Genomic DNA, 23,943 nt, shown 5'->3' with positions numbered 1-23,943 from the left:
ACCGGTATCCCTGCCCCGGGATGCCTGTGATCGATCCTCTACGAGCTGAAGCCAGTCCGAACGACGCCACCTGACGGCAGTCGCCATATGCCTCGTCATGCGCGGTCAGTTGTCTCGGTTACTACCCCTCGACTCGACCAGACAGATCGATTGCCAGGTCCCCAGTTCCAGGCGGCCGGCCAGGACCGGGACCGTCGCGTGCGGGGGAACGAGGGCGGGCAGGACGTGGTCGCGGCCGTGGCCCGGGGAGCCGTGGCGGTGCTGCCAGCGGTCGTCGGCCGGGAGGAGGTGGTGGAGGGTGGCGAGGAGGTCGTGGTCGCTGCCCGAGCCGGTCTCCAGGATGGCGAGGCCCGCCGTCGCGTGCGGGACGAAAAGGTGGAGCAGGCCGTCGCGGCCGTGGGCGGTGGAGGCGAGGAAGTCCTCGCAGTGGCGGGTGAGGTCGGTGACGGTCTCGCTGGAGCCCGTGGTGAGGGTGAGGAGCGTGGTGTCGAAGGCCATGGGGTCATCCTGCCGCTCCCGGGCGGGGCGCACAGGTGCGGCGGCGGTGCGGGAAGACGGCGGGCCCGGGCAGCGTTAGTGGAATCGTGAACGATTTCGGGGTGCACGAGGAGCGCGCGGTCGACGTCGTGGTCGTCGGCGCCGGGCAGGCCGGCCTTTCGGCGGCGTATCACCTGCGCCGCACCGGGTTCGAGCCGGAGCGGGACTTCGTGGTGCTGGACCACGCGCCGCAGCCGGGTGGGGCCTGGCAGTTCCGCTGGCCGTCGCTCACCTACGGCAAGGTGCACGGGATGCACGCGCTGCCCGGCATGGAGCTGACCGGGGCCGATCCCGACCGGCCGTCCTCGCAGGTGATCGGGGAGTACTTCGCCGCGTACGAGGAAGCCTTCGGACTGCCGGTGCACCGGCCGGTGGACGTCGCGGCGGTACGGGAGGGCCGGGAGGGCGAGGGTGGACGGCTGCGGGTCGAGACGTCCGAGGGCGTGTACGCCACGCGGGCGCTGATCAGCGCGACCGGCACCTGGGAGCGCCCGTTTCGGCCGCACTACCCGGGCCAGGAGACCTTCCTCGGACGTCAGCTGCACACCGCCCACTACCCGGGGCCCGAGGCGTTCGCCGGGCAGCGGGTGATCGTCGTGGGGGGCGGCGCGTCCGGCACACAGCATCTGATGGAGATCGCCCGCCACGCCGCCGCCACGACCTGGGTCACCCGGCGCGATCCGGTGTTCCGCGAGGGCCCCTTCGACGAAGAGGCGGGCCGGGCCGCGGTCGCGCTGGTCGAGGAGCGGGTACGGCAGGGGCTGCCGCCGCGCAGTGTGGTGTCGGTGACCGGGCTCCCGCTGAACGACGCCATCCGCAAGGCCCGCGCGAGCGGGGTCCTCGACCGGCTGCCGATGTTCGACCGGATCACCCCGACCGGGGTGGCCTGGGACGACGGACGGACGGTCGAAGCGGACGTGATCCTCTGGGCGACCGGGTTCCGGGCGGCGATCGACCATCTCGCGCCGCTGCGGCTGCGCGAGCCGGGCGGCGGCATCCGGCTGGAGGGGACCCGGGCCGTACGGAACGCTCGGGTTCACCTCGTGGGCTACGGCCCCTCCGCGTCGACCATCGGGGCCAACCGGGCGGGCCGCGCGGCCGTCCGCGAGATCCGCGCGCTGCTCGGCGGCTCGCCGCCCGCGCCGCTCGGGGCCACTCCGCGCACGGCGGCGACCGCCGTCACCGGCTGAGCCCCGCCCGCCCCGGCCAACCCGACCGGCCCGACCGGGTCCGGCCAGGGCCGCCCCGCGCACACGCGGCGGCGCCGCCGGCCCCCTGGGACGGGGAACCGACGGCGCCGCGCTCTGCCGTGTCGGGTGGCGTCAGATCAGCCAGCCCACGAAGTGGACGACACAGGCGAGCAGGTTGGTGATGACGTTCATGGTGGCGCGTTCTCCTCGTACAGAGTTCTGTGGGACATACGCGATCGCGGTCTGCAGCCCGTCGCTTGCGCCCCAACAGCATCCGACGCCACACCCGTTCGGAGCAACGTCATCCCGCAGCGATCACACGTTCTGGGGAACAACCGCTCCTACGTTCGTACGTTCGTCTCGGCGCACCAGGGCCGCGTACCGGCCGTCGAGGGCGAGCAGTTCCTCGTGGGTGCCGCGTTCGGCGATCCGGCCGCCGTCCAGGACGACGATCTGATCCGCGTCGCGGACGGTGGAGAGCCGGTGCGCGATGGTGAGCGTGGTGCGCCCGGCGGACAGGGCGTCGACGGCCTGCTGTACGGCGTGTTCGGTACGGGTGTCCAGGGCGCTCGTCGCCTCGTCGAGGATCAGCACCGGCGGGTCGCGCAGGATCGTGCGGGCGAGGGCGAGGCGCTGCTTCTCGCCGCCCGAGAAGCGGTGGCCGCGCTCGCCGACCAGGGTGTCGTAGCCGTCGGGCAGCGAGGCGATGTGGTCGTGGATCTGGGCGGCGCGGGCCGCGGCCTCGATCTGCTCGTCGGTGGCGTCGGGCTTGGCGAAGCGCAGATTGTCGGCGACGGAGGCATGGAAGAGATAGGCGTCCTGGGAGACCACGCCGACGGCGCGGGACAGGGTGTCGAAGTCGAGATCGCGTACGTCGACCCCGTCGAGCAGGACGCGCCCCTGGGTGACGTCGTACAGCCGGGGCACCAGATGGCCGAGCGTCGACTTCCCGGCGCCGGTCGAGCCGACGACGGCCAGGCTGCTGCCGGCCGGGACGGTCAGGTCGACGGCGTCGAGGACGGCCCGGCCCTTGCCCTCGGGGTCGTAGCGGAAACCGACCTTCTCGAAGACGACCTCGCCGGCCACCCGCGGCAGCCGGACGGGCTCCTCGGGTTCGGTGATGTCGATGGGCAGGTCGAGGTACTCGAAGATGCGCTGGAAGAGCGCGAGGGAGGTCTGGATGTCCACACCGGTCGACAGCAGGCTGACGGTCGGGCGGAAGAGGCCCTGCTGGAGGGAGACGAACGCGACCAGCGTGCCGAGGGAGACGGCGGGGCCGCCGAACTGGAGGGTGAGGCCGGCCGCCCAGTAGAGCAGCGCGGGCATCGCGGCCATGACGATGCCGATGACGGACATCCGCCACCGGCCGGCCATCGACGAGCGGACCTCCAGATCGACCAGGCGCTCGGACTCGTCGGCGAAGGAGCGGGTGAGGGAGTCCGCGCGGCCCATGGTGCGGCCGAGCAGGATGCCGCTGACGGACAGGGACTCGGTGACCGTGGCGGCCATGACGGCCATCTGCTTCTGGCGCCGGGTGGTGATCCGCTTGCGCTCGCGGCCGACCCGGCGGCTGATCCAGACGAAGAGCGGCAGCAGGAGCAGCGAGACGACGGTCAGCCGCCAGTCGAGGGCGAGCATGGCGACGACGGAGGCGACGACGCCGGTGAGGTTGGAGACGAGGGAGGTGGCGGTGGAGGTGACCGTCGCCTGCATGCCGCCGATGTCGTTGGCGATCCGGGACTGGACCTCGCCGGTGCGGGTGCGGGTGAAGAAGGCCAGGGACATCCGCTGGAGCCGGCCGTAGACCGCGGTGCGCAGATCGTGCATGACGCGCTGGCCGACGGTGGTGGAGATCAGGGTCTGCAGGACGTTGAAGACACCGGAGACCACGGCCGTGGCGATCATGCCGAGGGCCAGCAGGCTGAGCAGCCCGGTGCGGCCCTCGGGGATCGCGGTGTCCAGGATCTCGCGGAGCAGGAACGGGGAGGCGACCGAGACCAGCGACGACGCGGCGACCAGCAGGCCGACGAGCGCGAGGCGGGCCAGGTAGGGGTGGAAGAGCCGCAGGATGCGCCGCAGCTGGGCGGGCTCCTCGGGGCTGCCGGGTTCACGATCGGGAGGCGTCCAGGAGGACGTCGGGTGCGGATGCATGGGCTCCTGCGCGGGGTGCGATGACGGCTTCTCGGTGACTTTTCGGCGCCTTTCCGGCGGTGGCGGCGGGTCGGCGGGTACGCCGTGCCCGTGCCCGTGCCCGACGACCGTGCGGCGCGTGTCACGTACGGCCCGGGTACGGCCCGGTGGCGCGGTGGCGTCGGTGGCCGCGTGGTAGCCGTACGGATGACGGATCCGGGACGGCGGGCGAGGGGGCGGCGATACCTTTCGGAGGGTAGTTCATTGTTACCTATCCTCACAATGAACTTCATCCTGATATTGTTCCGCCATGAGCACCCCGGCCGCTCCCGAAGCCTCCGAAGCCTCCGACCCCGACGGTCTGCTCGCCGAGCAGCTGCTCCGGCTGGCCCGTCGGCTGCACCGCTTCCACAAGCTGTATCTGGAGCCGGCGGGCATCACCCCGGCGCAGTTCCGGCTGCTGCGGACGGTGGCGCGGTCCCCCGAGCCGCCCCGGATGGCCGACCTCGCCGCCCGCCTGGAAGTGGTCCCGCGCGCGGTGACCAGCCTGGTCGACGCCCTGGAGGCGGCGGGCCGGGTCCGCCGGGTGCCCGACGCGCACAGCCGCCGGGTGGTCCGGGTCGAGCTCACCGACACCGGCCGCGACACGCTGAGAGAGCTGCGCAGCGCGCGCCGCACCGCGGCAGAGGACATCCTGGCCCCACTGACCGTCGAACAGCGCGAGGTACTGGGAGGTCTGCTGTCCGCCCTGGTCGGCCCCGGCCCCGAGCGCGCCTGCTGAGCCGCGACGGCCGCGACCGGCGACAGGGGCGGGAAGCACCGCCGGACCGCCCGGCGCCCGGGCCCGGCGCGCGCCGAAGGGAGCGCCGGCCATGCCCGTACGGGAACCGAATCCGCAGATCCTGCGTGCCGGAACGCGGCGGCAGGCGGCGCCCGACCGGGTGCCCGACCTCCAGGCCCGGGGCACCCCCCGGCATCTGCGGGAGGAGCTGACCGCCCTGCTCGGCCCCGAGAAGGTGCTGGGCACCATCTCCGATCTGGTCCGCTACGCCTCGGATGCGAGCCCCTACCGTTTCGTCCCGCAGGTCGTCGTGGTGCCGGAGGACATCGACGACGTCTCGGCGGTCCTGTCGTACGCGCACGGCAAGGGCCGCGAGGTGGTGTTCCGGGCCGCCGGCACCAGTCTCAACGGACAGGCGCAGGGCGAGGACATCCTGGTGGACGTACGCCGGCACTGGGCGGGCGTGGAGGTCCTGGACGGCGGGGCCCGCGCCCGGATCCGGCCGGGCACCACGGTCGTCCGGGCCAACGCGGCCCTCGCCCCGTACGGCCGGGTGCTGGGCCCCGACCCGGCGAGCGCGATCGCCTGCACGATCGGCGGCGTGGTCGCCAACAACGCCTCCGGCATGACCGCGGGCACCACCCGCAACTCCTACCGGACGGTCGCCTCGCTCACCGTCGTCCTGCCGAGCGGCACGGTCGTCGACACCGCCGACCCGGCCGCCGACGAGGAGCTGGCACGCGCCGAACCCCGGCTGTGCACCGGCTTGATGGCGCTGAAGGCGGAGATCGAGGCCGACCCGGAACTCACCGCCCGGATCCGTGCGAAGTACACGCTCAAGAACACCAACGGCTACCGGCTCGACGCCTTCCTCGACGGCGCCACCCCGGCCGGGATCCTGCGCGGTCTGATGGTCGGTTCCGAGGGCACCCTCGGCTTCCTCTCCGAGGTCGTCTTCGACACCCTCCCGCTGGACCGGAAGGTGTCGGCCGCGCTGCTCTTCTTCCCGTCGCTGCCGGCCGCCGCCGCGGCCGTGCCCCGTTTCACGCAGGCGGGCGCGCGGGCCGTGGAACTGATGGACGGCAACACGCTGCGGGCCTCGGTGCGGGTATCCGGGGTGCCCGCCGACTGGGCGGAGCTGCCCCGGGAGACGACCGCGCTCCTGGTGGAGTTCCGGGCGCCGGACGAGGCGGCCCGGCAGGCGTACGAGACGGCGGCGGCCCGGGTCCTGGACGAACTGGAGCTGGTGGCCCCGGTCGCCTCCGTCGACAACGCCTTCACCCGGGACCCCGGGAAAATCGCCGGCTACTGGAAGGCCCGCAAGGCCTTCGTGGCGGCGGTCGGCGGCGGCCGCCCGTCCGGTACGACGCTGATCACCGAGGACTTCGCGGTACCCCCGGACCGGCTCGCCGAGGCCTGCGCGGAGCTGCTCGCCCTCCAGGCCCGGCACGGCTTCGATGCCGCCGTCGCCGGGCACGCGGCCCACGGCAATCTGCACTTCCTGCTCACCTTCGACGCCGCCGACCCGGCCGACGTGGAGCGGTACGCCGCGTTCATGGAGGAGTTCTGCGCGCTCACCGTGGAACGCTTCGACGGTTCGCTGAAGGCCGAGCACGCCACCGGCCGGAACATCGCGCCGTTCCTGGAGCGGGAGTGGGGGCCGAAGGCGACCGCGCTCATGTGGCGGATCAAGGAGATCATCGATCCCCACGGAATCCTCGCGCCCCGGATCATGCTCGACCGCGACCCGCGGGCGCATCTGCGCGGTCTGAAGACCATTCCGGTGGTCGAGCCGATCGCCGACCCGTGCATCGAGTGCGGATTTTGCGAACCGACCTGCCCCAGCCGGGATCTGACGACCACACCGCGCCAGCGCATCGTGCTGCGGCGGGAGATGATGCGGCAGGCCGACGGGTCCCCGGTGGAGACCAATCTGCTCGCGTCGTACGGCTACGACGCGGTCGACACCTGCGCGGGCGACTCCACGTGCAAGCCGGCCTGCCCGGTCGGCATCGACACCGGGGCGCTGATGAAGGAGTTCCGGCACGAGCGCCATTCGCCGAACGAAGAGCGGGCCGCCGCCCTGGCCGCCCGGAACTTCCGGGCCGTGGAGGCCGCGGCGCGGCTCGCGGTGGGCACCGCGCGGCGGGTCGACGACCGGCTGCTCGCCTCGCTGACGGGGTTCGCGCGCCGGGCCACGCGCCCCGATCTCGTACCGGAGTGGCTGCCCCAGATCCCCGGCGCGGCGGCCCGCCGGCTGCCGCGCACCCACCGGCCGGCCGCCGTCGCCGTCTACTACCCGGCCTGTGTGAACCGGATCTTCGGCAATCCGGAGGGATACCAGGGGCCTTCGCTGCCGGAGGCGGTGGTGGCGCTGTCGGCGCGGGCCGGCCGGCCGGTGTGGATCCCGGACGATGTCCGCGGCACGTGCTGCGCGACGATCTGGCACTCCAAGGGGTACGAGCGGGGCAACGAGGTGATGGCCAACCGGATCGTGGAGGCCGCCTGGGGGTGGACGGCCGGGGGCCGGCTGCCGCTGGTGGTGGACGCCTCCTCGTGCACGCTCGGCATCGCACGCGAGGTGGTGCCGTATCTCACCGACGACAACCGGGAGTTGCACGCGGAGCTGACCGTGCTCGACTCGCTGGTGTGGGCGGCGGACGAACTGCTGCCGCAGCTCGGCGTGCATCGGCGGATCGGCTCAGCCGTCATCCATCCGACCTGTTCCATGCGGCACTTGGGGGACGAGGACCGGCTGACCGCGCTCGCCGAGGCCTGCGCGGAGGAGGTCGTCGTCCCCCTCGACGCCGGCTGCTGCGCGTTCGCGGGGGACCGGGGCATGCTGCACCCGGAGCTGACCGACTCGGCCTCGGCGCGGGAGGCCGCCGAGGTCGCCGCCCGGCCCTTCGACGCGTACGTGTCGGCCAACCGGACGTGCGAGATCGGGATGGACCGCGCCACCGGCCGGACCTACACCTCGGTGCTGCTGGAACTGGAGCGCGCGACCCGGCCGCCGGCCTGACGCGGCCCGCTCTCCCCCGGCCGCGTACGCCGCGTAGCCCACGTACACGACGTACGCCGCGTACCCCACGGCCGACTTCTCCACCGCGCCTTCACCGCCATTGCCCACAACAGCGACATCCCCCGGCATCAGCCGCGATATCGGGTATCGGCGAGACCGCGCCCCGCATGCCGCCGCACGCGCCGGACCGCCCCTCGCCCCTCGCCCCTCGCCCGCCTGATGCCGCGTCCGATTTCACGTCAGGGGACCGACGCCCTTGCCGACGCCGCGTCATGACGGAAAACAGCCCGGGACTTCGTCACCTCCGGGGAGCTCCGCCGACAACTCTGGCACACCTGCGCAGGTCACCAGAGTGCGGGGTCATCTCCGCCCCTTCTTCACAGTGTGACTAATATGCACGCGTCGTAGCACGGACCAGCAATGACCGGTCGGACGACCGGCCTTCGTAAGGGAGCATCACCCTGCGCACGCGCGCGTCACGGCGGACAAGCTCGAAGTCCCTTTCCTTGCGGACCGCTCTGCTCGTCCTCGCCTTCGTCCCAGGAATCGCCCTGACCGCCCTCTGGGCGGTCGCCAGCGGTCAGACCTTCTTCGACTTCCAGCGGATGGCGGCCCAGGGCCAGCTCGCCGAGAAGGCCGGTCAGCCGTCCAACATCGTGTACTACAACCTGCAGCGGGAACGGCGGCTGAGCGCCGACGTCCTCGCCGGGCGGAGCGAGGCCGCGACGGCGCTCACCGGGCAGCGGGAAGAGACCGACAAGGCGGTGAAGACCTTCCTGACCCTCTCCGACGACCCGGCCGTCGACAACGCCTCCGACGAGGTGCGCGACGCGGTCAACACCGCGCGTGAGGCGATCGGCCGGCTGTCCGTCCAGCGGGCGCTCGTCGACGACGGCGACGCCGGTCAGCAGGAGACGGTCTATCGGTACTACACGGATCTGATCGCCGTCGACCTGAAGCTGTTCACGGCACTCAGCCATGTGGACGACGGCAAGGTCACCACGGCCTCGCAGCCGCTCGTGGAGCTCTTCTGGACGAAGGAGATGATCTCCCGGTCCGACGCGCTGCTGGCCCGCGGCTGGGGCCGGGACGGGCTGAGCGTCAAGGACTTCCAGCAGGTCCAGCAGGGCATCCTCACCCAGTCGTTCCAGGCCGACTCCAAGGTCACGCCCTATCTGCCAGAGGACGAGCTGGCGATGTGGCGGGAGATGACCGCCAGTCAGGCGTGGCGGGACAAGACCGCCGTCGAACAGTCCCTGCTCCGCCCCGCCGAGCCGGACGAGAACGGCCGGATCGCGATCGGCGACCAGCACAAGAAGTGGCGCGCGTCGATCGACGGCGTCACCACGCCGTACGAGAAGCTGCTGGAGCACCGCACGCAGCGGGTCATCGACCAGGGCCTGGACAGCGTGCTGTCGCTGCTCATCCGCCTGGTCCTGACCACCGTGGTCGGCCTCGCCGCCGTCCTCGCGGTCATCTGGACCACCTGGCGGCTGACCCGCGGCCTGCGGCTGCGCATCGGCCGGCTCCAGGAGCAGGCCGAGGCGCTGGAGAAGTCGCTCCCCGAGGTCGTCGAGCGGCTCGCCCGGGGCGAGCAGATCGACGTCGAGGCCGAGGCCCGGGCCATCGAGCAGGACACCGACGACGGCCGGACCGACGAGCTGGCCCAGCTGGGCAAGGCCCTCAACCTCGCGCGCACCAGCGCCCTCCAGGCGGCGGTCAGCCAGGCCGACCAGCACCGGGGCTTCGAGCGCCTGCTCCAGCGAGTCGCCCGCCGTACCCAGCAGCTGATCGGCCAGCAGCTGAAGAAGCTGGACGAGATGGAGCGCCGGCACGAGGACGCGGAGGTGCTCGACGGCCTCTTCGACCTCGACCACCTCACCGCGCGTCTGCGCCGGTACGAGGAGAACCTGGTCATCCTGTCCGGCGGTACGCCGCACCGCCGCTGGCGCAAGCCGGTCGCGCTGCTCGACGTGATGCGCTCGGCCCAGGGCGAGGTGCAGGACTACCGGCGGGTCGTCCTCGACCTCGACGGCAGCCCGTGGCTGGCGTCCCGCGCCGTCGGTCCGGTCGCGCACATCCTGGCCGAGCTGATCGAGAACGCGCTGTCCTTCTCCCGTCCCCCGAACCCGGTCGAGGTGCGGGCGGCGGTCGTCAGCCGCGGTCTGGCCATCGAGGTCGAGGACCGGGGCCTGGGCATGGAGGAGGAGCAGATGGCCGAGGCCAACGCCCTGATGCTCCACCCGCCGCGGCTCGACATCCTCGCCCACGCCGAGGACATCCGGCTCGGTCTGCACGTGGTCGCCCGGCTGACCCACCAGTACGGTCTCAGCGTCGAGTTCCGGCCGTCCGCCTACGGCGGCACCCGGGTCGTCCTGCTCGTGCCCGGCGACCTGATCGTCAGCGCACCGCAGCAGACCGGTCCGGTGGCCGTGCCCGACATCGAGCCCGCGCCCGCTCCGCTTCCGGCGCCCGCCGGCGCGCACGACCCGCTGCCGTCCCGGCGGCAGGGTCAGGCCCTGGCCGCGGTCACCCGGCTCTCCCCGCAGGTCCGGCCGGCCTCGCAGCACCCCGAGCCGGAGTACGGCGAGCAGGAGTACGCGGGGCGGGAGTACGCCGGGCAGCCCGAGCCGGAGTATGCCGGTCACGCCGGGCACCTCGGTCACTCCAAGTCGGACTACCCCGGTCACGCCGAGACCGAGTACCCGGGTCACCACCCGTACGCGGCGCCGGAGACCGCCGGGATGCCGGAGACTCCCGTGGGGGCGCGGCACACCGAGGGCCATCCGTCGTACGAGCCGGTCCCGGCCGCTCCGTACGAGACCTCGCTGGAGGAGCAGGGTCCGTACGGCGAGCCGCACCCGGTCGCCGATCCCTTCGTGCCCGGGCCGCCGGCCGCGCCCGAGGCGGGCTTCCCGTCCGCCGCTCCCGCGTACGGTTCCACGCGGCCCTACGGAACCGCGGACGCGTACCCCGTCCCGCACGAGCAACCGGACGGCACCGGCCAGGCCGTATCCGACGGCCACTTCGGCGGCGGCCACGGCCCGGTCCACGAAACCAGTCACGGAAGCGGCCACGAAAGCGACCTGGGACACGGCCGCCCCGACGCGCACGGCACCGGACACGGCCACGGGCACGGCCACAGCGACACCGGCGCGTTCGACGGCTTCGGCGCTCCGGAGCACGGCGGGCAGCCCGCCGCTCCGGCGGAGCAGGGCGGGTTCACGGCGCGGTACGTCACCCCGCTGCCGTCCCACGCGGGCCACACGCCCGCGCCTGGGGCGCCACCCGCCGCACCGGCCGCCGCACCCGAGTCACCGTCACCGGCCCCGGCATCGGCTCCGGCGAATGGCGGCGAGGCACCGCTGCCCCGCCGCGTGCGGCAGGCCAGCCTCGTCGACGAACTCCGGCTGGACCCCACCTCCTCCCCCGGTACCCCCCAGCCGCCGCGCTGGCAGGACGACCCCATGCTCCGGCCCGCGCCGCGCCGCGCCGGAGCCACGATCGGCGCCTTCCAGCGCCGGTCGCGGGCGGCCCGGGCCGCCGAGCCGGACGCACCCGCCGGGCCGGGCGCGTCCCACCACCCCACGAGAGAAGAAGACGGATCATGACACGTACCACCGCAACCCATCAGGACCTCGACTGGCTGCTGGACGGCCTCGTCGAGTCGGTCGCCGAGACCAGGAACGCGGTCCTGCTCTCCGACGACGGACTGGTCGTCAGCCACTCCCGGACCATCGCCCGCGCGGACGCCGAGCGGCTGGCCGCCATCTGCACCGGCCAGCAGAGCCTGGCCCGGGGCGTCGGCCAGCTCTTCCGGGGCGGCTCCGTGCACCAGGTGATCGTGGAACTGTCCGACCTGTGGCTGTTCATCATCTCCGCCGGGCAGGGCACGCATCTGGCCGTGGTCGCCTCCCAGGAGGTCGACGCGGAGGTCATGTCGCTGGCCATGCACAACCTCGTCCAGCAGGTCGGACAGAAGCTCGGCACCGCGGCGCGCGGCGAGTTCGACGCGTTCGGGACCGGGCCGGGCGCGTGACCCCGCCCTGGGAGTACGGGGACGCGGCGGACCCGGGGGACACGGGGGAGGACGCCGGCGAGACCATGGTGCGCCCCTACACCATCACCCGGGGGCGGACGGCTCCCGTGCGCGACGACCTCACCCTGATCACGGTGCTGTCGACGGTGGAGGACCCGCGCGACGAGCGCGGTGTCCCGCTGCGGCCGGGCCGGCTCCAGCCGGAGCACCGGATCATCCTCGACCGGTGCCGGTTGCCGGTGGCCGTCGCGGAGGTCGCCGCGGAACTCGACCTCCCCGTGTCGGTGACCAAGATCCTGCTGGCCGACCTGATCGCCCAGGGGCTGCTGAACGCGCGCCCGCCGATCTCGGTCGCCCAGGCGTCGGGGGGCGCCACCAGGGAGCTGCTGACCACCGTTCGCGAAGGACTTCGGAGACTTTAGGACACCATGAGCAACAGACAGGCGGACCCCGCCGCCGTCAAGATCCTTGTCGCCGGAGGGTTCGGCGTCGGCAAGACCACCCTGGTGGGCACGGTCAGCGAGGTCACCCCGCTGCGCACCGAGGAGTACATGACCCAGGCCAGCGTCGGAGTCGACGACCTCGCCGGGATCCACGACAAGGAGACGACGACCGTCGCCCTGGACTTCGGGCGGATCACGATCAGTGACGAGGTCGTCGTCTACCTCTTCGGCACGCCGGGGCAGGAACGCTTCTGGTTCATGTGGAACGACCTGGTCACCGGTGCGCTCGGCGGGATCGTCATCGCGGACACCCGGCGTCTGGAGACCAGCTTCGCCTCGATCGACTTCTTCGAGAGCCGGGGCATCCCGTTCGTGGTGGCCATCAACTGCTTCCACGGCCACAACACCCGTACGGCCGAGGAGATCCGGGCCGCGCTGGACCTCGATCCGCACATCCCCCTGCTGATCGGCGACGTCCGGCAGCGCGCGTTCGGCAAGGAAGCGCTGCTCGCCCTGGTCGACCATCTGCTCAGCCTGCCGACGGCCACCGGCTGACCCCGGCGGACCCCGGCCGGCCGGTCCGCCCCGGACCGGCCGGGTCCGCCGACCCGCCCTTCCTCCTTCTCCCTTTGGAGCCAACCCACATGACGACACCCCTGAAGGTCCTGATCCACGGCGGAGGCATCGGCGGCCTCACCCTGGCCACGGCGCTGGCCCGGCGCGGCCACACCGTGGAGGTCGCGGAACTCCGCAACGAGCTGGACGCGCTCGGCGTGGGCATCCTCCAGCCCTCCAACGCCCTGCACGCCCTCAACGAGATCGGTGTGCTCGCCGACTGCCTGGAGGCCGGGTACGAGTGGGAGGTGCTGACGATCGCCGACCCCTCGGGCACCACCCTGGCCGAGATACCGCAGCCCCGGATGGGCGACATCCCGCCGAACAACGGCATCCCGCGCCCGGCGCTCGCCAAGCTGCTCGGGAAGGCCGCCGCGGCGGCCGGGGCCACGATCCGCTTCTCCACCACCCTCACCGACCTCACCGACGACGGCACGGGCGTCGACGTCGTCCTGTCCGACGGCACCACCGGCCGCTTCGACCTGGTGGTCGGCTTCGACGGCATCGGCTCGCCGCTGCGCACCCGGCTGTACGGGGACCGCTACACCCCCGAGTACACCGGCTTCGCGAACTGGCGGGCGACCGTGCCCCGGCTGCCCCGGGTGCGCGGGGTGGTGATGAGCGTGGCCGGATCGGACGCGAAGGCGATGCTCAACCCGATCTCCGAGGAGTCGATGTACCTCGCCTCGGTGTTCGCCGAGTCCGAGGACTTCCGCCCGGACCCCGAGCGCGCCCACGAGCAGCTCACCGAACGTCTTTCGATGTTCTCCGGTCCCGTCGCCGAGGCGCTCGCGTCGGTCACGTCCCCCTCCGACGTGGTCTACTCCCGGATCTCCCAGGTGACGGTCGAGGAGCCGTGGCACGTGGGCCGGGTCGTGCTGGCCGGTGACGCGGCGCACGCCAGCGCCCCGCAGCTGGCGCAGGGCGCGGCGATGGCGGTCGAGGACGCGGTCGTGCTGGCCGAGTCGCTGGACGCGCACGAGGACGTGGCGGCGGCGCTGAAGGCGTGGGAGGAGCGGCGCCGGCCCCGGGCCATGTGGGTGCAGGCGCTGTCCCGCGCGGTGCTGCGGCACGAGATGGGCGCGCCGACCACGCCGGAGGAGGACGAGCTTCTGAAGGTCGGTGTCGCCGGCTCGTCGACGGTCCTGGTCCAGCCCTACTGAGGCACCGCGGGACCGCGGGCCGTAACCGGGTCGACCAGGGATGTCAGGCGCGGGCCCCCGAGGATTTCGTGGCGTTCGCCGAGCGGGACGCCGGGCGCTCGCTGCGCACGGGTCTTCCAGCCGTGGCTGTACGGCCGATCCAAGCCTCCGATGTAGCCGTGGTCCGCGAAGCGGTGCGCTTCGCGGACCACGGTCATGCCGGATCTCGCCCGATCCGCCGATCGAAGATCAGCCGACGGGCTGACCACCCGGCAGGCGGCCGGCGGGCGGGCCGGATTCGATGTAGCAGCTGTGATACCTCCGGCCTGCGGCCCCAACCCGGTGGTTGCAGCTTCACCTTGGTGATGTGGGTTGGAGAGCCCCATCAGGAGGTGCCGATCGGCTCCCGCTACTGCCCGCAGTGCCTGGCCGAAGACGCCGGCCGCCGGCCCCTGCGCTGGCGCCTCACCGTACACCTGTATCTGCCCAGGGCGGTACAGCCAAAGGTGCTCAGCTCCCGTGCTGATTCAGGCTCGGCACAAGAGAGGCGGCCCGGCATAATCGGGAGGCGTCACGGGCGGGCGATGCGGAACACTTCTCCGGGTGATCGTGATGCAGCCCGTCCTGGAACTCAGCGCCCCCGACGGCTTCGACCTCTGGCCGGTCGCCGATGTTGGGTCGGCCGCCTTCCTGCCCCTCAGCGGCGGGCTCTCGACCGCCGAGGTCGGGATGGCCGTGATGCGCATCGTAAGCTGCAACGACATTGACCCCGACGGCGACCGCCTGCCCCGGCCCGCCGACCCACTCGGCTCCTTCCTCCACGGACTGCTGACTTTTGACAAGCCCTTCGCGGCCGGCGGCCTTGGGGTCACCGACGAGTCCACCGGTGTCACGTTCATGCCCGGTTGCTGCGACGGGCTGGAGGACTGGCGTGACTGGCACCGGCTCGTGGAGGGCGGCGGCTTGCTCGGCTTCGGCCACGATCCGGTGTCACCAGTCGCGGAGCGCTTCGGCGACACCGTCCGGCTCACGGTCAACGCCGAGCAGAGCAACAGCCCGGTGATCGAGCTGCCAGTCACCGAACTCCGCCACCTGCTCGCCACTGCTGAACGCGACCTGACCGACTTCCTCGCACTGGCCGCCGACTGGGCCCACCGGCACCTGCCGTGCCACCAGGCTCCCGTCACCGCCGCCCTCGCCCGAGTCCTCGACCTGCCCGCGCCGGCCGTACCCTCCGAGCAGTAGAGCAGCGGTCCCAGTTTCCGCCGGCTGGACCGAGCTGACACGGCCGTCGTGCCCGGCCGCAGCGAGCACGTTCGCGTGTACCTGGCTGAGCATCTTCAGGCGTACGCCAACACCGTCCGGGGAAGTGACATGAAACCCGGAACGATCAAGGTGACACAGAGCGCGGATTCAAAGAAACGCACACCTCACGGACTCGCCATGTGACATCGGAACGCGGACCCTACAAGCCCCGAGCACCTCGCGGCCGTCGCCGACCAGCTCAACCGCCGCCCACGCAAAACACTCGGCTGGGAAACCCCGGCCGAGCGCCTGCATAAACTCATCGCGGCCTAAACAAACAACCACGTGTTGCAACGACCCCTGGAAACCACCATCTCCGGTGCGGCCCTTGTGGCGTCACGGGGGCGTACGGGGGCCTCCCCGTCGGGAGACGTACCTTCGAAAGACGCCGCCCGCCCCCGTACCCGCGCTAGAAGAGATTCAGCGCCGACGCCCCGCCTATCCCGCCGAGGACCATGAAGGCCGGCATGAGGACCTTCAGCTCGACCCAGCTGCCCGCCCGGAAGCGCAGCGGCTTCGGGGAGCCGAGCGGGTACCAGCGCTTGCGGCCGATCGGGATGGGCCACAGGATCGGGCAGCCGGAGACCGTCAGCGCGTCGCCGATGTCGTGGACGAGGGCGCCGAGCACGATCGGCAGGCCGAGCCACAGATACTCCTGGCCGGGGCCGCTGAAGAGCCAGTCCGAGCCGTTGCCCGGCTGGTCGAGGACGCCGGCGAGTATCCAGGCGCTGGTGGCACCGAGCAGCCAGACGAGCACGTCGCTGGACATCCGCGCGGCCCGCCACAGCAGGCCTTCGACCGCGAGGACCAGGTGGACGAAAAGGATACCGAGGACGGCCCAGCGACCGCCGGTGACGGCGGCGAAGGAGCCGCCGCCGCCGATCAGGACCGCCCACAGCCAGGTGTGGGTGAGGGTGCGGTGGCCGCCGGAGCGGCGCGGGTCGGCCTTGGAGCGGGTGGCCTTGTAGACGGCGTACGACAGTTTGTCGACGATCTCGCACAGGCCCCGGGAGACGGGGCCGAAGGCGCGCGAGATGGTCGCCGACTTGTGGTCGAGGTCGGGGGCGAGGGCCGCGCCCGCGCAGATGAGCGCGCCGACGAGGAGGACTGGCCAGGGCATGGGCTGGTCGAAGGCCGCTGCCGCCGCTCCGACGCCCAGCCAGGCCGCCGCTCCGGACAGCGAGTGCGCCGGTCCCATCATGGTCGTTCCCGCCCCATTTCTCCTCCACCGGTGCCCAGTTGGCGTCCGGTACGCCGGCCGCCCGGGCGGCCGGCCGACGGGTCAGCCTACCGTCCGTGATCTTCAGGGCGGTGGCCGGTTCCCGCATCGGAGCGGAATCCAGGCAAGATGGGGGGCGTGACCCTTATCGATCAGTTGCCGCCGACCGCCGACCCCGACGCCCTCTTCGAAGCCTTCTCGTCCTGGGCCGAAGAGCGGGGCATCACGCTCTACCCGGCCCAGGAGGAGGCGCTGATCGAGGTGGTCTCCGGGGCCAACGTGATCCTTTCCACCCCCACCGGCTCGGGAAAGTCGCTGGTGGCGGCGGGTGCGCATTTCACGGCCCTGGCCAATGACCAGGTCACCTTCTACACCGCGCCGATCAAGGCGCTGGTGTCGGAGAAGTTCTTCGACCTGTGCAAGATCTTCGGCACCGAGAACGTCGGCATGCTCACCGGCGACGCCTCCGTGAACGCGGACGCGCCGGTGATCTGCTGCACCGCCGAGGTCCTCGCCTCGATCGCGCTGCGCGACGGCACGAACGCCGACATCGGCCAGGTCGTCATGGACGAGTTCCACTTCTACGCGGAGCAGGACCGCGGCTGGGCCTGGCAGATCCCGATCCTCGAACTGCCGCAGGCGCAGTTCATCCTCATGTCGGCCACGCTCGGCGACGTGTCGATGTTCGAGAAGGACCTGACCCGGCGGACCGGCCGGCCGACCGCGACCGTCCGCTCGGCGACCCGGCCGGTGCCGCTGTCGTACGAGTACCGGCTGACCCCCATCACCGACACCCTCACCGAGCTGCTCGACACCCGCCAGGCGCCGGTCTACATCGTCCACTTCACCCAGGCGCAGGCCGTGGAGCGGGCGCAGTCGCTGATGAGCATCAACATGTGCACGCGGGAGGAGAAGGACCGGATCGCCGAGATGATCGGCAACTTCCGGTTCACCACCAAGTTCGGCAAGAACCTCTCGCGTTACGTCCGGCACGGCATCGGCGTCCACCACGCGGGCATGCTGCCGAAGTACCGCCGGCTGGTGGAGAAGCTGGCCCAGGCGGGTCTGCTGAAGGTCATCTGCGGTACGGACACCCTCGGTGTCGGCGTCAACGTGCCCATCCGCACGGTGCTGTTCACGGCCCTGACGAAGTACGACGGCAACCGGGTGCGGACGCTGCGCGCCCGTGAGTTCCACCAGATCGCCGGCCGGGCCGGCCGGGCCGGTTTCGACACCGCCGGTCTGGTGGTCGCGCAGGCGCCCGAGCACGTCATCGAGAACGAGAAGGCGCTCGCCAAGGCGGGCGACGACCCGAAGAAGCGCCGCAAGGTGGTCCGCAAGAAGGCCCCGGAGGGCTTCGTCGGCTGGACGGAGGGCAGCTTCGAGAAGCTGATCGCCGCCGAGCCGGAGCCGCTGACCTCCCGTTTCCGGGTCACCCACACCATGCTCCTGTCGGTGATCGCCCGCCCGGGCAACGCCTTCGAGGCCATGCGCAAGCTCCTGGAGGACAACCACGAGCCGCGCCGCAACCAGCTGAAGCACATCCGCCGGGCCATCGCGATCTACCGCTCGCTGCTCGACGGCGGTGTGGTGGAGCAGCTGGACACCCCGGACGCGGAGGGCCGCACGATCCGGCTGACGGTCGACCTCCAGCAGGACTTCGCGCTCAACCAGCCGCTGTCGACGTTCGCGCTCGCCGCCTTCGACCTGCTGGACCCGCAGTCCCCCTCGTACGCCCTCGACATGGTCTCGGTCGTGGAGTCGACCCTCGACGACCCCCGGCAGATCCTGGCCGCGCAGCAGAACAAGGCGCGCGGCGAGGCGGTCGCGGCGATGAAGGCCGACGGGGTCGAGTACGAGGAGCGCATGGAGCGGCTCCAGGACGTCTCGTACCCCAAGCCCCTCGAAGAGCTGCTGTGGCACGCGTACGGCGTGTACCGCACCTCGCACCCGTGGGTCGGCGACCACCCGGTCTCGCCGAAGTCGGTCATCCGTGACATGTACGAACGGGCCCTGTCCTTCACGGAGTTCACGTCCTTCTACGAGCTGGCGCGGACCGAGGGCATCGTGCTGCGCTATCTGGCGGGCGCGTACAAGGCGCTGGACCACACCATCCCGGACGACCTGAAGACGGAGGATCTGGAGGACCTGATCGCCTGGCTCGGCGAGATGGTGCGGCAGGTCGACTCCTCGCTGCTCGACGAGTGGGAGCAGCTGGCCAACCCGGACGTGGAGACCGCCGAGGAGGCGCAGGAGCGCGCCGACCAGGTCCGGCCGGTCACGGCGAACGCCCGCGCCTTCCGGGTGCTGGTGCGCAACGCCATGTTCCGCCGGGTGGAGCTGGCGGCCCTGGACCACGTGGACGAGCTGGGCGAGCTGGACGGCGAGTCCGGCTGGGACGCGGACGCGTGGGGCGAGGCGATGGACGCGTACTGGGACGAGTACGACGACCTCGGCACCGGTCCGGACGCCCGCGGCCCGAAGCTGCTGGCCATCGAGGAGGATCCGGCGCACGGTCTCTGGCGCGTCCGGCAGACCTTCGCCGACCCGAACGGCGACCATGACTGGGGTATCAGCGCGGAGGTGGACCTGGCGGCCTCGGACGAGGAGGGCCGGGCGATCGTCCGTGTGACGTCGGTCGGACAGCTGTAGCGCCGCGCCGGGCACTCCGGGAGGAGGCCGGGCGCTCCGGGAGGAGTACGAGGTGACCAATCCCGCCGAGGGACTCGTGGATCTGCTCGATCTGGAGCGGATCGAGGTGGACATCTTCCGCGGGCAGAGCCCGCAGGAGTCGTTGCAGCGGGTCTTCGGCGGGCAGGTCGCCGGCCAGGCCCTGGTGGCGGCCGGGCGGACCGTGGAGGACGGCCGGCCGGTGCACTCGCTGCACGCCTACTTCCTGCGGCCGGGCCGGCCGGGGGTGCCGATCGTGTACCAGGTGGAGCGGGTGCGCGACGGCCGTTCCTTCACCACCCGGCGGGTCACGGCCGTCCAGGAGGGGCGGACGATCTTCACCCTGACGGCCTCCTTCCACCGGCCCGAGGAGGCCGCGTTCGAGCACCAGCTGCCGCCTCGGCACCTCACCGACCCGGAGAGCCTGCCTCGGCTCGCGGACGAGATCCGCGACCATCTGGGGGCGCTGCCGGAGGCCCTGGAGCGGATGGCGCGCCGTCAGCCGTTCGACATCCGGTACGTGGACCGGCTGCGCTGGTCGCCCGAGGAGGTCCGGGGCGCGGATCCGCGCAGCGCGGTGTGGATGCGGGCGGTGGGGCCGCTGGGCGACGACCCGCTGGTGCACACCTGCGCGCTGACGTACGCCTCGGACATGACCCTTCTCGACGCGGTCCGGATCCCGGTCGAGCCGCTGTGGGGGCCGCGCGGGTACGACCTGGCCTCGCTCGACCACGCCATGTGGTTCCACCGGCCGTTCCGGGCGGACGAGTGGTTCCTGTACGACCAGGAGTCGCCGGTCGCGACCGGCGGCCGGGGGCTGGCCCGGGGTCGGATCTTCGACCGCGAGGGGCGGCTTCTGGTGTCGGTGGTGCAGGAGGGGCTGTTCCGCGCGCTGTGACGGTGTCGCCCTGAACACGCCCGACGCCGCTCGCCGGTGACGGATCGCAGAATCCCGGCCGACGGGCGGCGGGCGACGGGCGGCGGGCGACGGGCGACGGGCGGTTCAGAGTCCGGGCAGGGTGTCCTGCACGACCTCGTGCCGCCGGGTGCGGATGTCCGGGCCCGGCGGGTGCAGTTTGGCGTCGCAGGCCGGGCCGAGGCCGGTGCGGCGGGACGCGGCACCGGTCAGCGGGCGCCCGCACAGCCGGCACCACACGCGGCGTGCCGCGCCGCCGCCCGTTTCCCGTGCGTTCCCGGCCGGTTCGGCCGTCCCGATGTCGATTGCCAGCGGTTCGTCTCCCATGGTCAGATCAAACCCCATCCGGGTGGAGCAAGCCCCATCGCTACGAGGAGCGTTCCTTGAGCCTGTACGAGATTCCGCTGACGACACTCGCCGGCGCCCCCACCTCCCTCGCCGACTACCGCGACCAGGTCGTCCTGATCGTGAACGTGGCCTCCCGCTGCGGTCTCACCCCGCAGTACGCCGGTCTGGAGCGGCTCCAGCAGGAGTACGCCAAGCGCGGCTTCACCGTGCTCGGCGTGCCGTGCAACCAGTTCGGCGGCCAAGAGCCGGGCAGCGCGGAGGAGATCGAGACGTTCTGCTCGACGACGTACGGGGTGAGCTTCCCGCTCCTCGCGAAGACCGAGGTCAATGGGGCCGGCAGGCACCCGCTCTACACGGAGCTGACCCGGGTCGCCGACGCCGGCGGCGAGGCCGGTGACGTGCAGTGGAACTTCGAGAAGTTCCTCGTCGGCCCGGACGGTTCGGTGACCCGGTTCCGTCCGCGCACCGAGCCCGACGCCCCGGAGCTGGTGGCGGCGATCGAGGCCCGGCTTGTCTGACCACGTCGCGCCGCCAGGACCGATACCCGAGGTCGTGGCGCGCCTGCGGGCGGCCGGCTGCGTCTTCGCCGAGGAGGAGGCGGAGCTGCTGTCCGCGGCGGCGGCCGGCCCCGCCGAACTCGACGCCATGGTCGGCCGCCGGGCCTCCGGGCTGCCGCTCGAACACGTCGTGGGCTGGGCCGAGTTCGCGGGGCTGCGGATCGAGGTGGACACCGGGGTGTTCGTACCGCGCCGCCGTACCGAGTTCCTGGCCGCCGAGGCCGTCCGGCTGGCCCGGCCCGGCGGCGTCTGCGTCGATCTGTGCTGCGGCTCGGGCGCGGCGGCCGCGGTGCTGCTCGCGTCCGTCGCGGACGCGGAGGTGCACGCGGCCGACATCGAGCCGGCCGCCGTCCGCTGCGCGCGGCGGAACGTGGAGCCGCGCGGCGGGCTGGTGTACGAGGGCGACCTCTTCGCGCCGTTGCCGGGCGTCCTGCGCGGCCGGATCGAGGTGCTGGTCGCCAACGTCCCGTACGTCCCGACCGCCGAGGTGGCCCTGCTGCCCGCCGAGGCCCGCGAGCACGAGCCCCTCGTCGCCCTGGACGGCGGGGCGGACGGCCTCGCGGTGCTGCGCCGGGTCGCGGCGGGGGCGGCCGAGTGGCTCGCCCCGGGCGGCCATCTGCTGTTCGAGACGAGCGAGCGGCAGACCGGCGCCGCCGTGGCGGCGGTCGCCGCCCACGGCCTGACGGCCCGGGTCCTCGAAGACGAGGACCTGTACGCCACGGTGGTCGTGGCGACCCGCGCCTGACCTGACGCGCGGCGCCCGGCGCCGGGGCCTTCGCTCCGGGCCGGCCGTCCTTGTGGCACAGGTGACGCCCTACCCGTCTCCGTCCTTCGAGCGGGGCGTCACACTGTCCAACGAGCGCGCGCTTCCCGCCGCTCAGCCCCTCCGCGGCTTCAACCGGCAGCGGGCCGGGCCGACGGCCTGGAGGGTGATCGCGGAGTCCAGCGGAACATGGGTGTCGATGGCCTCCAGTTCGTAGCGCTGGAGGATCATCGCGAGCGCGATCACCGACTCCAGCATCGAGAAGTGCTGCCCGATGCAGGCGCGCGGGCCGCCGCCGAAGGGGTACCAGGCGTAGCGGGGGCGGGCGGCCTCCGCCTCGGGCGTGAAGCGGTCGGGGTCGAAGCGCTCCGGGTCCTCCCAGTAACGGGGGTGACGGTGCGTCACCCACGGGGCGAGGATGACGTCGGCACCGGCCGGGATGAGGTGCCCGTCGATCTCGCACTCCTCGACGGCCCGGCGGCCGATCGCCGGGGCGGCCGGGAAGAGCCGCATGGACTCCTTCAGCACCTGTCCCAGGTAAGGGAGTTCGTCGAGGTCGGCGGCGCCGGGCGTGCGGCCGTCCAGCACCCGGTCCAGTTCCTCGTGGACCCGCCGCCGCGCCTCGGGGTGACGGGCCAGCAGATGCAGCGTGAAGGCGAGCGAGGTCGCGGTCGTCTCGTGTCCGGCGAGCAGGAACACCAGGACCTGCTCGCGCAGTTCGGTGGCGTCGAAGCCCTCGACGCCGCTCCCGTCCTCCTCTCCCCCGGCGCCCATCAGCAGGGTCAGCAGGTCGCGTTCCCGCTCGTCCGTGCCGGCCGCGCGCCGGTCGGCGATGATGCGGTCGCAGACGGCGTACAGCTCCTCGTGGGCGGCGAGGGCCTTCCGGTTGCCGGGCGTGGGCCACTCGCGCGGAACACTGCGGGGCGCGTAGCCTCGCTTGGTGACGTACGAGGCGAGCACCGGGAAGCAGCGCTCGACGATGCCGACGGCGGCATCCACGTCCGTGCCGAGGATGATGCGGGCGACGGCGCGCAGCGCGAGCCGGCCCATCTCGTGGACGACGTCGACCGTTTCGCGCCGCTCCGCGCTCCAGACGCCGGTGAGCCGGTCGACCTCGGCGGCGATGGCGGCGGCGTACGTGTCGACGGCGCGACGGGTGAACAGCGGCTGGACGAGCCGCCGTTGACGCAGGTAGTCGTCGTCCTGGCTGGTGAGCAGTCCGTTCCCGAAGGAGACCCGGAGCTCCTCGTAGAAGTTGTTGTCCTTACGGAAGTTGGCCGACTGGGTGGCGAGCACCTGCTGTGCGCCCTCGGCGGAGAACACGCAGTGGATGGTGGCCCGCATCCCGGGCGGTCCGGCGGTGATGCGGACGACGTCGCCGTGCTCGTGGCAGGCCTTGAGGAAGGTGCCGAGCGAGTCGTTCTTGAGTTCGAGCAGGGAGCCGATCAGCGGCATTCCCGTGAGTTCGGGCACTGTCCGTGTGGTGTTCGCCATCGTGGCCATTCCCCCTTGTGCGCTTCGGTGGCGCGAACGATTCTGCCGCACGGCCGTGACCGGCGCGCGGACGGCGGCCGCGATCTCGGTCTCGGGGCGTTGTCAGTGGTACCTGGGACGCTTTCCCCATGGACACCCCCGAGTTGGACGCATCCGGCCGGCCCGCCGCACCCCGGCCGCTTCTGCAGCTCACGATCGACTGCGCCGATCCCCGGCGCCTGGTCGCCTTCTGGGCCGAGGCCCTGCGCTACGTACCCGAGCCGCCACCCGAGGGCCACCCGACGTGGCGCGCGTACTGGGAGGCCACCGGCGTTCCGGAGGACGAACTGGCCGGGGACGCCGGGGAGATCCCGGAGTCGATCGTCGATCCCGAGAGGCGGGGACCTCGGGTGTGGTTCCAGCAGGTGCCGGAGCCGAAGACGGTCAAGAACCGGCTGCATCTGGATCTCAAGGTCGGCGGCGGTCGGGCGGTGCCGCTCGCGGTCCGCCGGGCCCGAGTGGACGCGGAAGTGGCCCGGTTGACGGCCTTGGGTGCGTCCGTGGCGTACGTGATGGACGAGCCGCAAGGGATGGCCTATTACGCCGTCGTCCTCCAAGACCCGGAGGGCAACGAGTTCTGTCTGGTGTGAGCGCGGGGCGGGCGGCGGAAGCGGAAGCGGGGGGGGGGGGGGGGGGGGGGGGGGGGCGGGGGGCGCGCGCCCCGCCCCCCCCCCGCCCCCCCCCCCCCCCCCCCCCACCGCCCCCCCCCCCGCCCCGCCCCCCCGCGGGCGGG

The 23,943-nt window shown here is 72.4% G+C and carries 19 protein-coding genes; 14 read left to right on the top strand and 5 right to left on the bottom strand.

Features of this window, described 5'->3' with window-relative positions:
- Positions 1-105: 105 nt before the first annotated feature.
- On the bottom strand, positions 106-498 hold the full coding sequence (locus tag ACGFRB_RS32890) for a secondary thiamine-phosphate synthase enzyme YjbQ (protein ID WP_393248286.1): 393 nt from the start codon (positions 496-498) through the stop codon (positions 106-108).
- Between the two features lie 86 nt (positions 499-584).
- Here ACGFRB_RS32890 and ACGFRB_RS32885 point away from each other — a divergent pair, with 86 nt between their 5' ends.
- A complete protein-coding gene (locus ACGFRB_RS32885) occupies positions 585-1,727 on the top strand; it encodes an NAD(P)-binding domain-containing protein (protein WP_393248284.1) in 1,143 nt (380 codons plus the stop codon).
- A gap of 315 nt (positions 1,728-2,042) precedes the next feature.
- Here ACGFRB_RS32885 and ACGFRB_RS32880 read toward each other — a convergent pair whose 3' ends face one another.
- Complete coding sequence (locus ACGFRB_RS32880; protein WP_393248282.1) at positions 2,043-3,878, bottom strand: ABC transporter ATP-binding protein; 1,836 nt, start codon at positions 3,876-3,878, stop codon at positions 2,043-2,045.
- Between the two features lie 289 nt (positions 3,879-4,167).
- On the opposite strand from ACGFRB_RS32880, the gene ACGFRB_RS32875 reads away from it, so the two are divergent.
- The 8 genes from ACGFRB_RS32875 (at position 4,168) to ACGFRB_RS32840 (ending at position 15,144) form a co-directional block, all read left to right on the top strand.
- On the top strand, positions 4,168-4,638 hold the full coding sequence (locus ACGFRB_RS32875; protein ID WP_393248280.1) for a MarR family winged helix-turn-helix transcriptional regulator: 471 nt from the start codon (positions 4,168-4,170) through the stop codon (positions 4,636-4,638).
- A gap of 91 nt (positions 4,639-4,729) precedes the next feature.
- Positions 4,730-7,660 (top strand): FAD-binding and (Fe-S)-binding domain-containing protein, encoded by a 2,931-nt coding sequence (locus ACGFRB_RS32870; RefSeq protein WP_393248278.1) that lies wholly within the window; start codon positions 4,730-4,732, stop codon positions 7,658-7,660.
- Between the two features lie 506 nt (positions 7,661-8,166).
- On the top strand, positions 8,167-11,271 hold the full coding sequence (locus ACGFRB_RS32865; RefSeq protein ID WP_393248276.1) for a nitrate- and nitrite sensing domain-containing protein: 3,105 nt from the start codon (positions 8,167-8,169) through the stop codon (positions 11,269-11,271).
- A complete protein-coding gene (locus ACGFRB_RS32860) occupies positions 11,268-11,699 on the top strand; it encodes a roadblock/LC7 domain-containing protein (RefSeq protein ID WP_361235554.1) in 432 nt (143 codons plus the stop codon). The genes ACGFRB_RS32865 and ACGFRB_RS32860 overlap by 4 nt, the downstream gene beginning before the upstream one ends.
- Positions 11,696-12,121 carry a DUF742 domain-containing protein gene (locus ACGFRB_RS32855; RefSeq protein WP_393248274.1) on the top strand — a complete coding sequence of 142 codons (426 nt, stop codon included), beginning with the start codon at positions 11,696-11,698 and terminating at the stop codon, positions 12,119-12,121. Before ACGFRB_RS32860 ends, ACGFRB_RS32855 begins: the two co-directional genes overlap by 4 nt.
- Positions 12,122-12,127: 6 nt before the next feature.
- Complete coding sequence (locus tag ACGFRB_RS32850; RefSeq protein WP_393248272.1) at positions 12,128-12,697, top strand: ATP/GTP-binding protein; 570 nt, start codon at positions 12,128-12,130, stop codon at positions 12,695-12,697.
- 89 nt (positions 12,698-12,786) lie between these two features.
- A complete protein-coding gene (locus tag ACGFRB_RS32845; protein ID WP_393248270.1) occupies positions 12,787-13,920 on the top strand; it encodes an FAD-dependent monooxygenase in 1,134 nt (377 codons plus the stop codon).
- A 591-nt stretch (positions 13,921-14,511) separates the two neighbouring features.
- Complete coding sequence (locus ACGFRB_RS32840) at positions 14,512-15,144, top strand: hypothetical protein (protein ID WP_393248306.1); 633 nt, start codon at positions 14,512-14,514, stop codon at positions 15,142-15,144.
- A 469-nt stretch (positions 15,145-15,613) separates the two neighbouring features.
- Here ACGFRB_RS32840 and ACGFRB_RS32835 read toward each other — a convergent pair whose 3' ends face one another.
- Complete coding sequence (locus ACGFRB_RS32835) at positions 15,614-16,405, bottom strand: metal-dependent hydrolase (protein WP_393248268.1); 792 nt, start codon at positions 16,403-16,405, stop codon at positions 15,614-15,616.
- 147 nt (positions 16,406-16,552) lie between these two features.
- On the opposite strand from ACGFRB_RS32835, the gene ACGFRB_RS32830 reads away from it, so the two are divergent.
- Positions 16,553-19,075, top strand: coding sequence for a DEAD/DEAH box helicase (locus ACGFRB_RS32830; RefSeq protein ID WP_393248266.1), 2,523 nt, complete (start codon positions 16,553-16,555; stop codon positions 19,073-19,075).
- Between the two features lie 52 nt (positions 19,076-19,127).
- A complete protein-coding gene (locus ACGFRB_RS32825) occupies positions 19,128-19,991 on the top strand; it encodes an acyl-CoA thioesterase II (protein ID WP_363007843.1) in 864 nt (287 codons plus the stop codon).
- Between the two features lie 105 nt (positions 19,992-20,096).
- On the opposite strand, the gene ACGFRB_RS32820 is transcribed toward ACGFRB_RS32825, so the two are convergent.
- On the bottom strand, positions 20,097-20,336 hold the full coding sequence (locus ACGFRB_RS32820; RefSeq protein WP_393248264.1) for a DUF6011 domain-containing protein: 240 nt from the start codon (positions 20,334-20,336) through the stop codon (positions 20,097-20,099).
- 56 nt (positions 20,337-20,392) lie between these two features.
- Here ACGFRB_RS32820 and ACGFRB_RS32815 point away from each other — a divergent pair, with 56 nt between their 5' ends.
- Positions 20,393-20,875, top strand: coding sequence for a glutathione peroxidase (locus tag ACGFRB_RS32815; RefSeq protein WP_363007839.1), 483 nt, complete (start codon positions 20,393-20,395; stop codon positions 20,873-20,875).
- On the top strand, positions 20,868-21,659 hold the full coding sequence (locus ACGFRB_RS32810; RefSeq protein WP_363007837.1) for a putative protein N(5)-glutamine methyltransferase: 792 nt from the start codon (positions 20,868-20,870) through the stop codon (positions 21,657-21,659). Before ACGFRB_RS32815 ends, ACGFRB_RS32810 begins: the two co-directional genes overlap by 8 nt.
- A 132-nt stretch (positions 21,660-21,791) precedes the next feature.
- On the opposite strand, the gene ACGFRB_RS32805 is transcribed toward ACGFRB_RS32810, so the two are convergent.
- Positions 21,792-23,171, bottom strand: a complete 1,380-nt coding sequence (locus ACGFRB_RS32805) for a cytochrome P450 (protein ID WP_393248262.1) — start codon at positions 23,169-23,171, stop codon at positions 21,792-21,794.
- Between the two features lie 128 nt (positions 23,172-23,299).
- On the opposite strand from ACGFRB_RS32805, the gene ACGFRB_RS32800 reads away from it, so the two are divergent.
- On the top strand, positions 23,300-23,800 hold the full coding sequence (locus tag ACGFRB_RS32800) for a VOC family protein (RefSeq protein WP_393248260.1): 501 nt from the start codon (positions 23,300-23,302) through the stop codon (positions 23,798-23,800).
- The last annotated feature ends 143 nt before the right edge of the window (positions 23,801-23,943 follow it).

The sequence above is a fragment of the Streptomyces sp. NPDC048718 genome (genome assembly GCF_043198875.1).
In the GTDB taxonomy this organism is placed as follows: domain Bacteria; phylum Actinomycetota; class Actinomycetes; order Streptomycetales; family Streptomycetaceae; genus Streptomyces.
The sequence above is the reverse complement of the archived record's forward strand: the minus strand, read 5'-3'. Positions and strand labels throughout refer to the sequence as shown.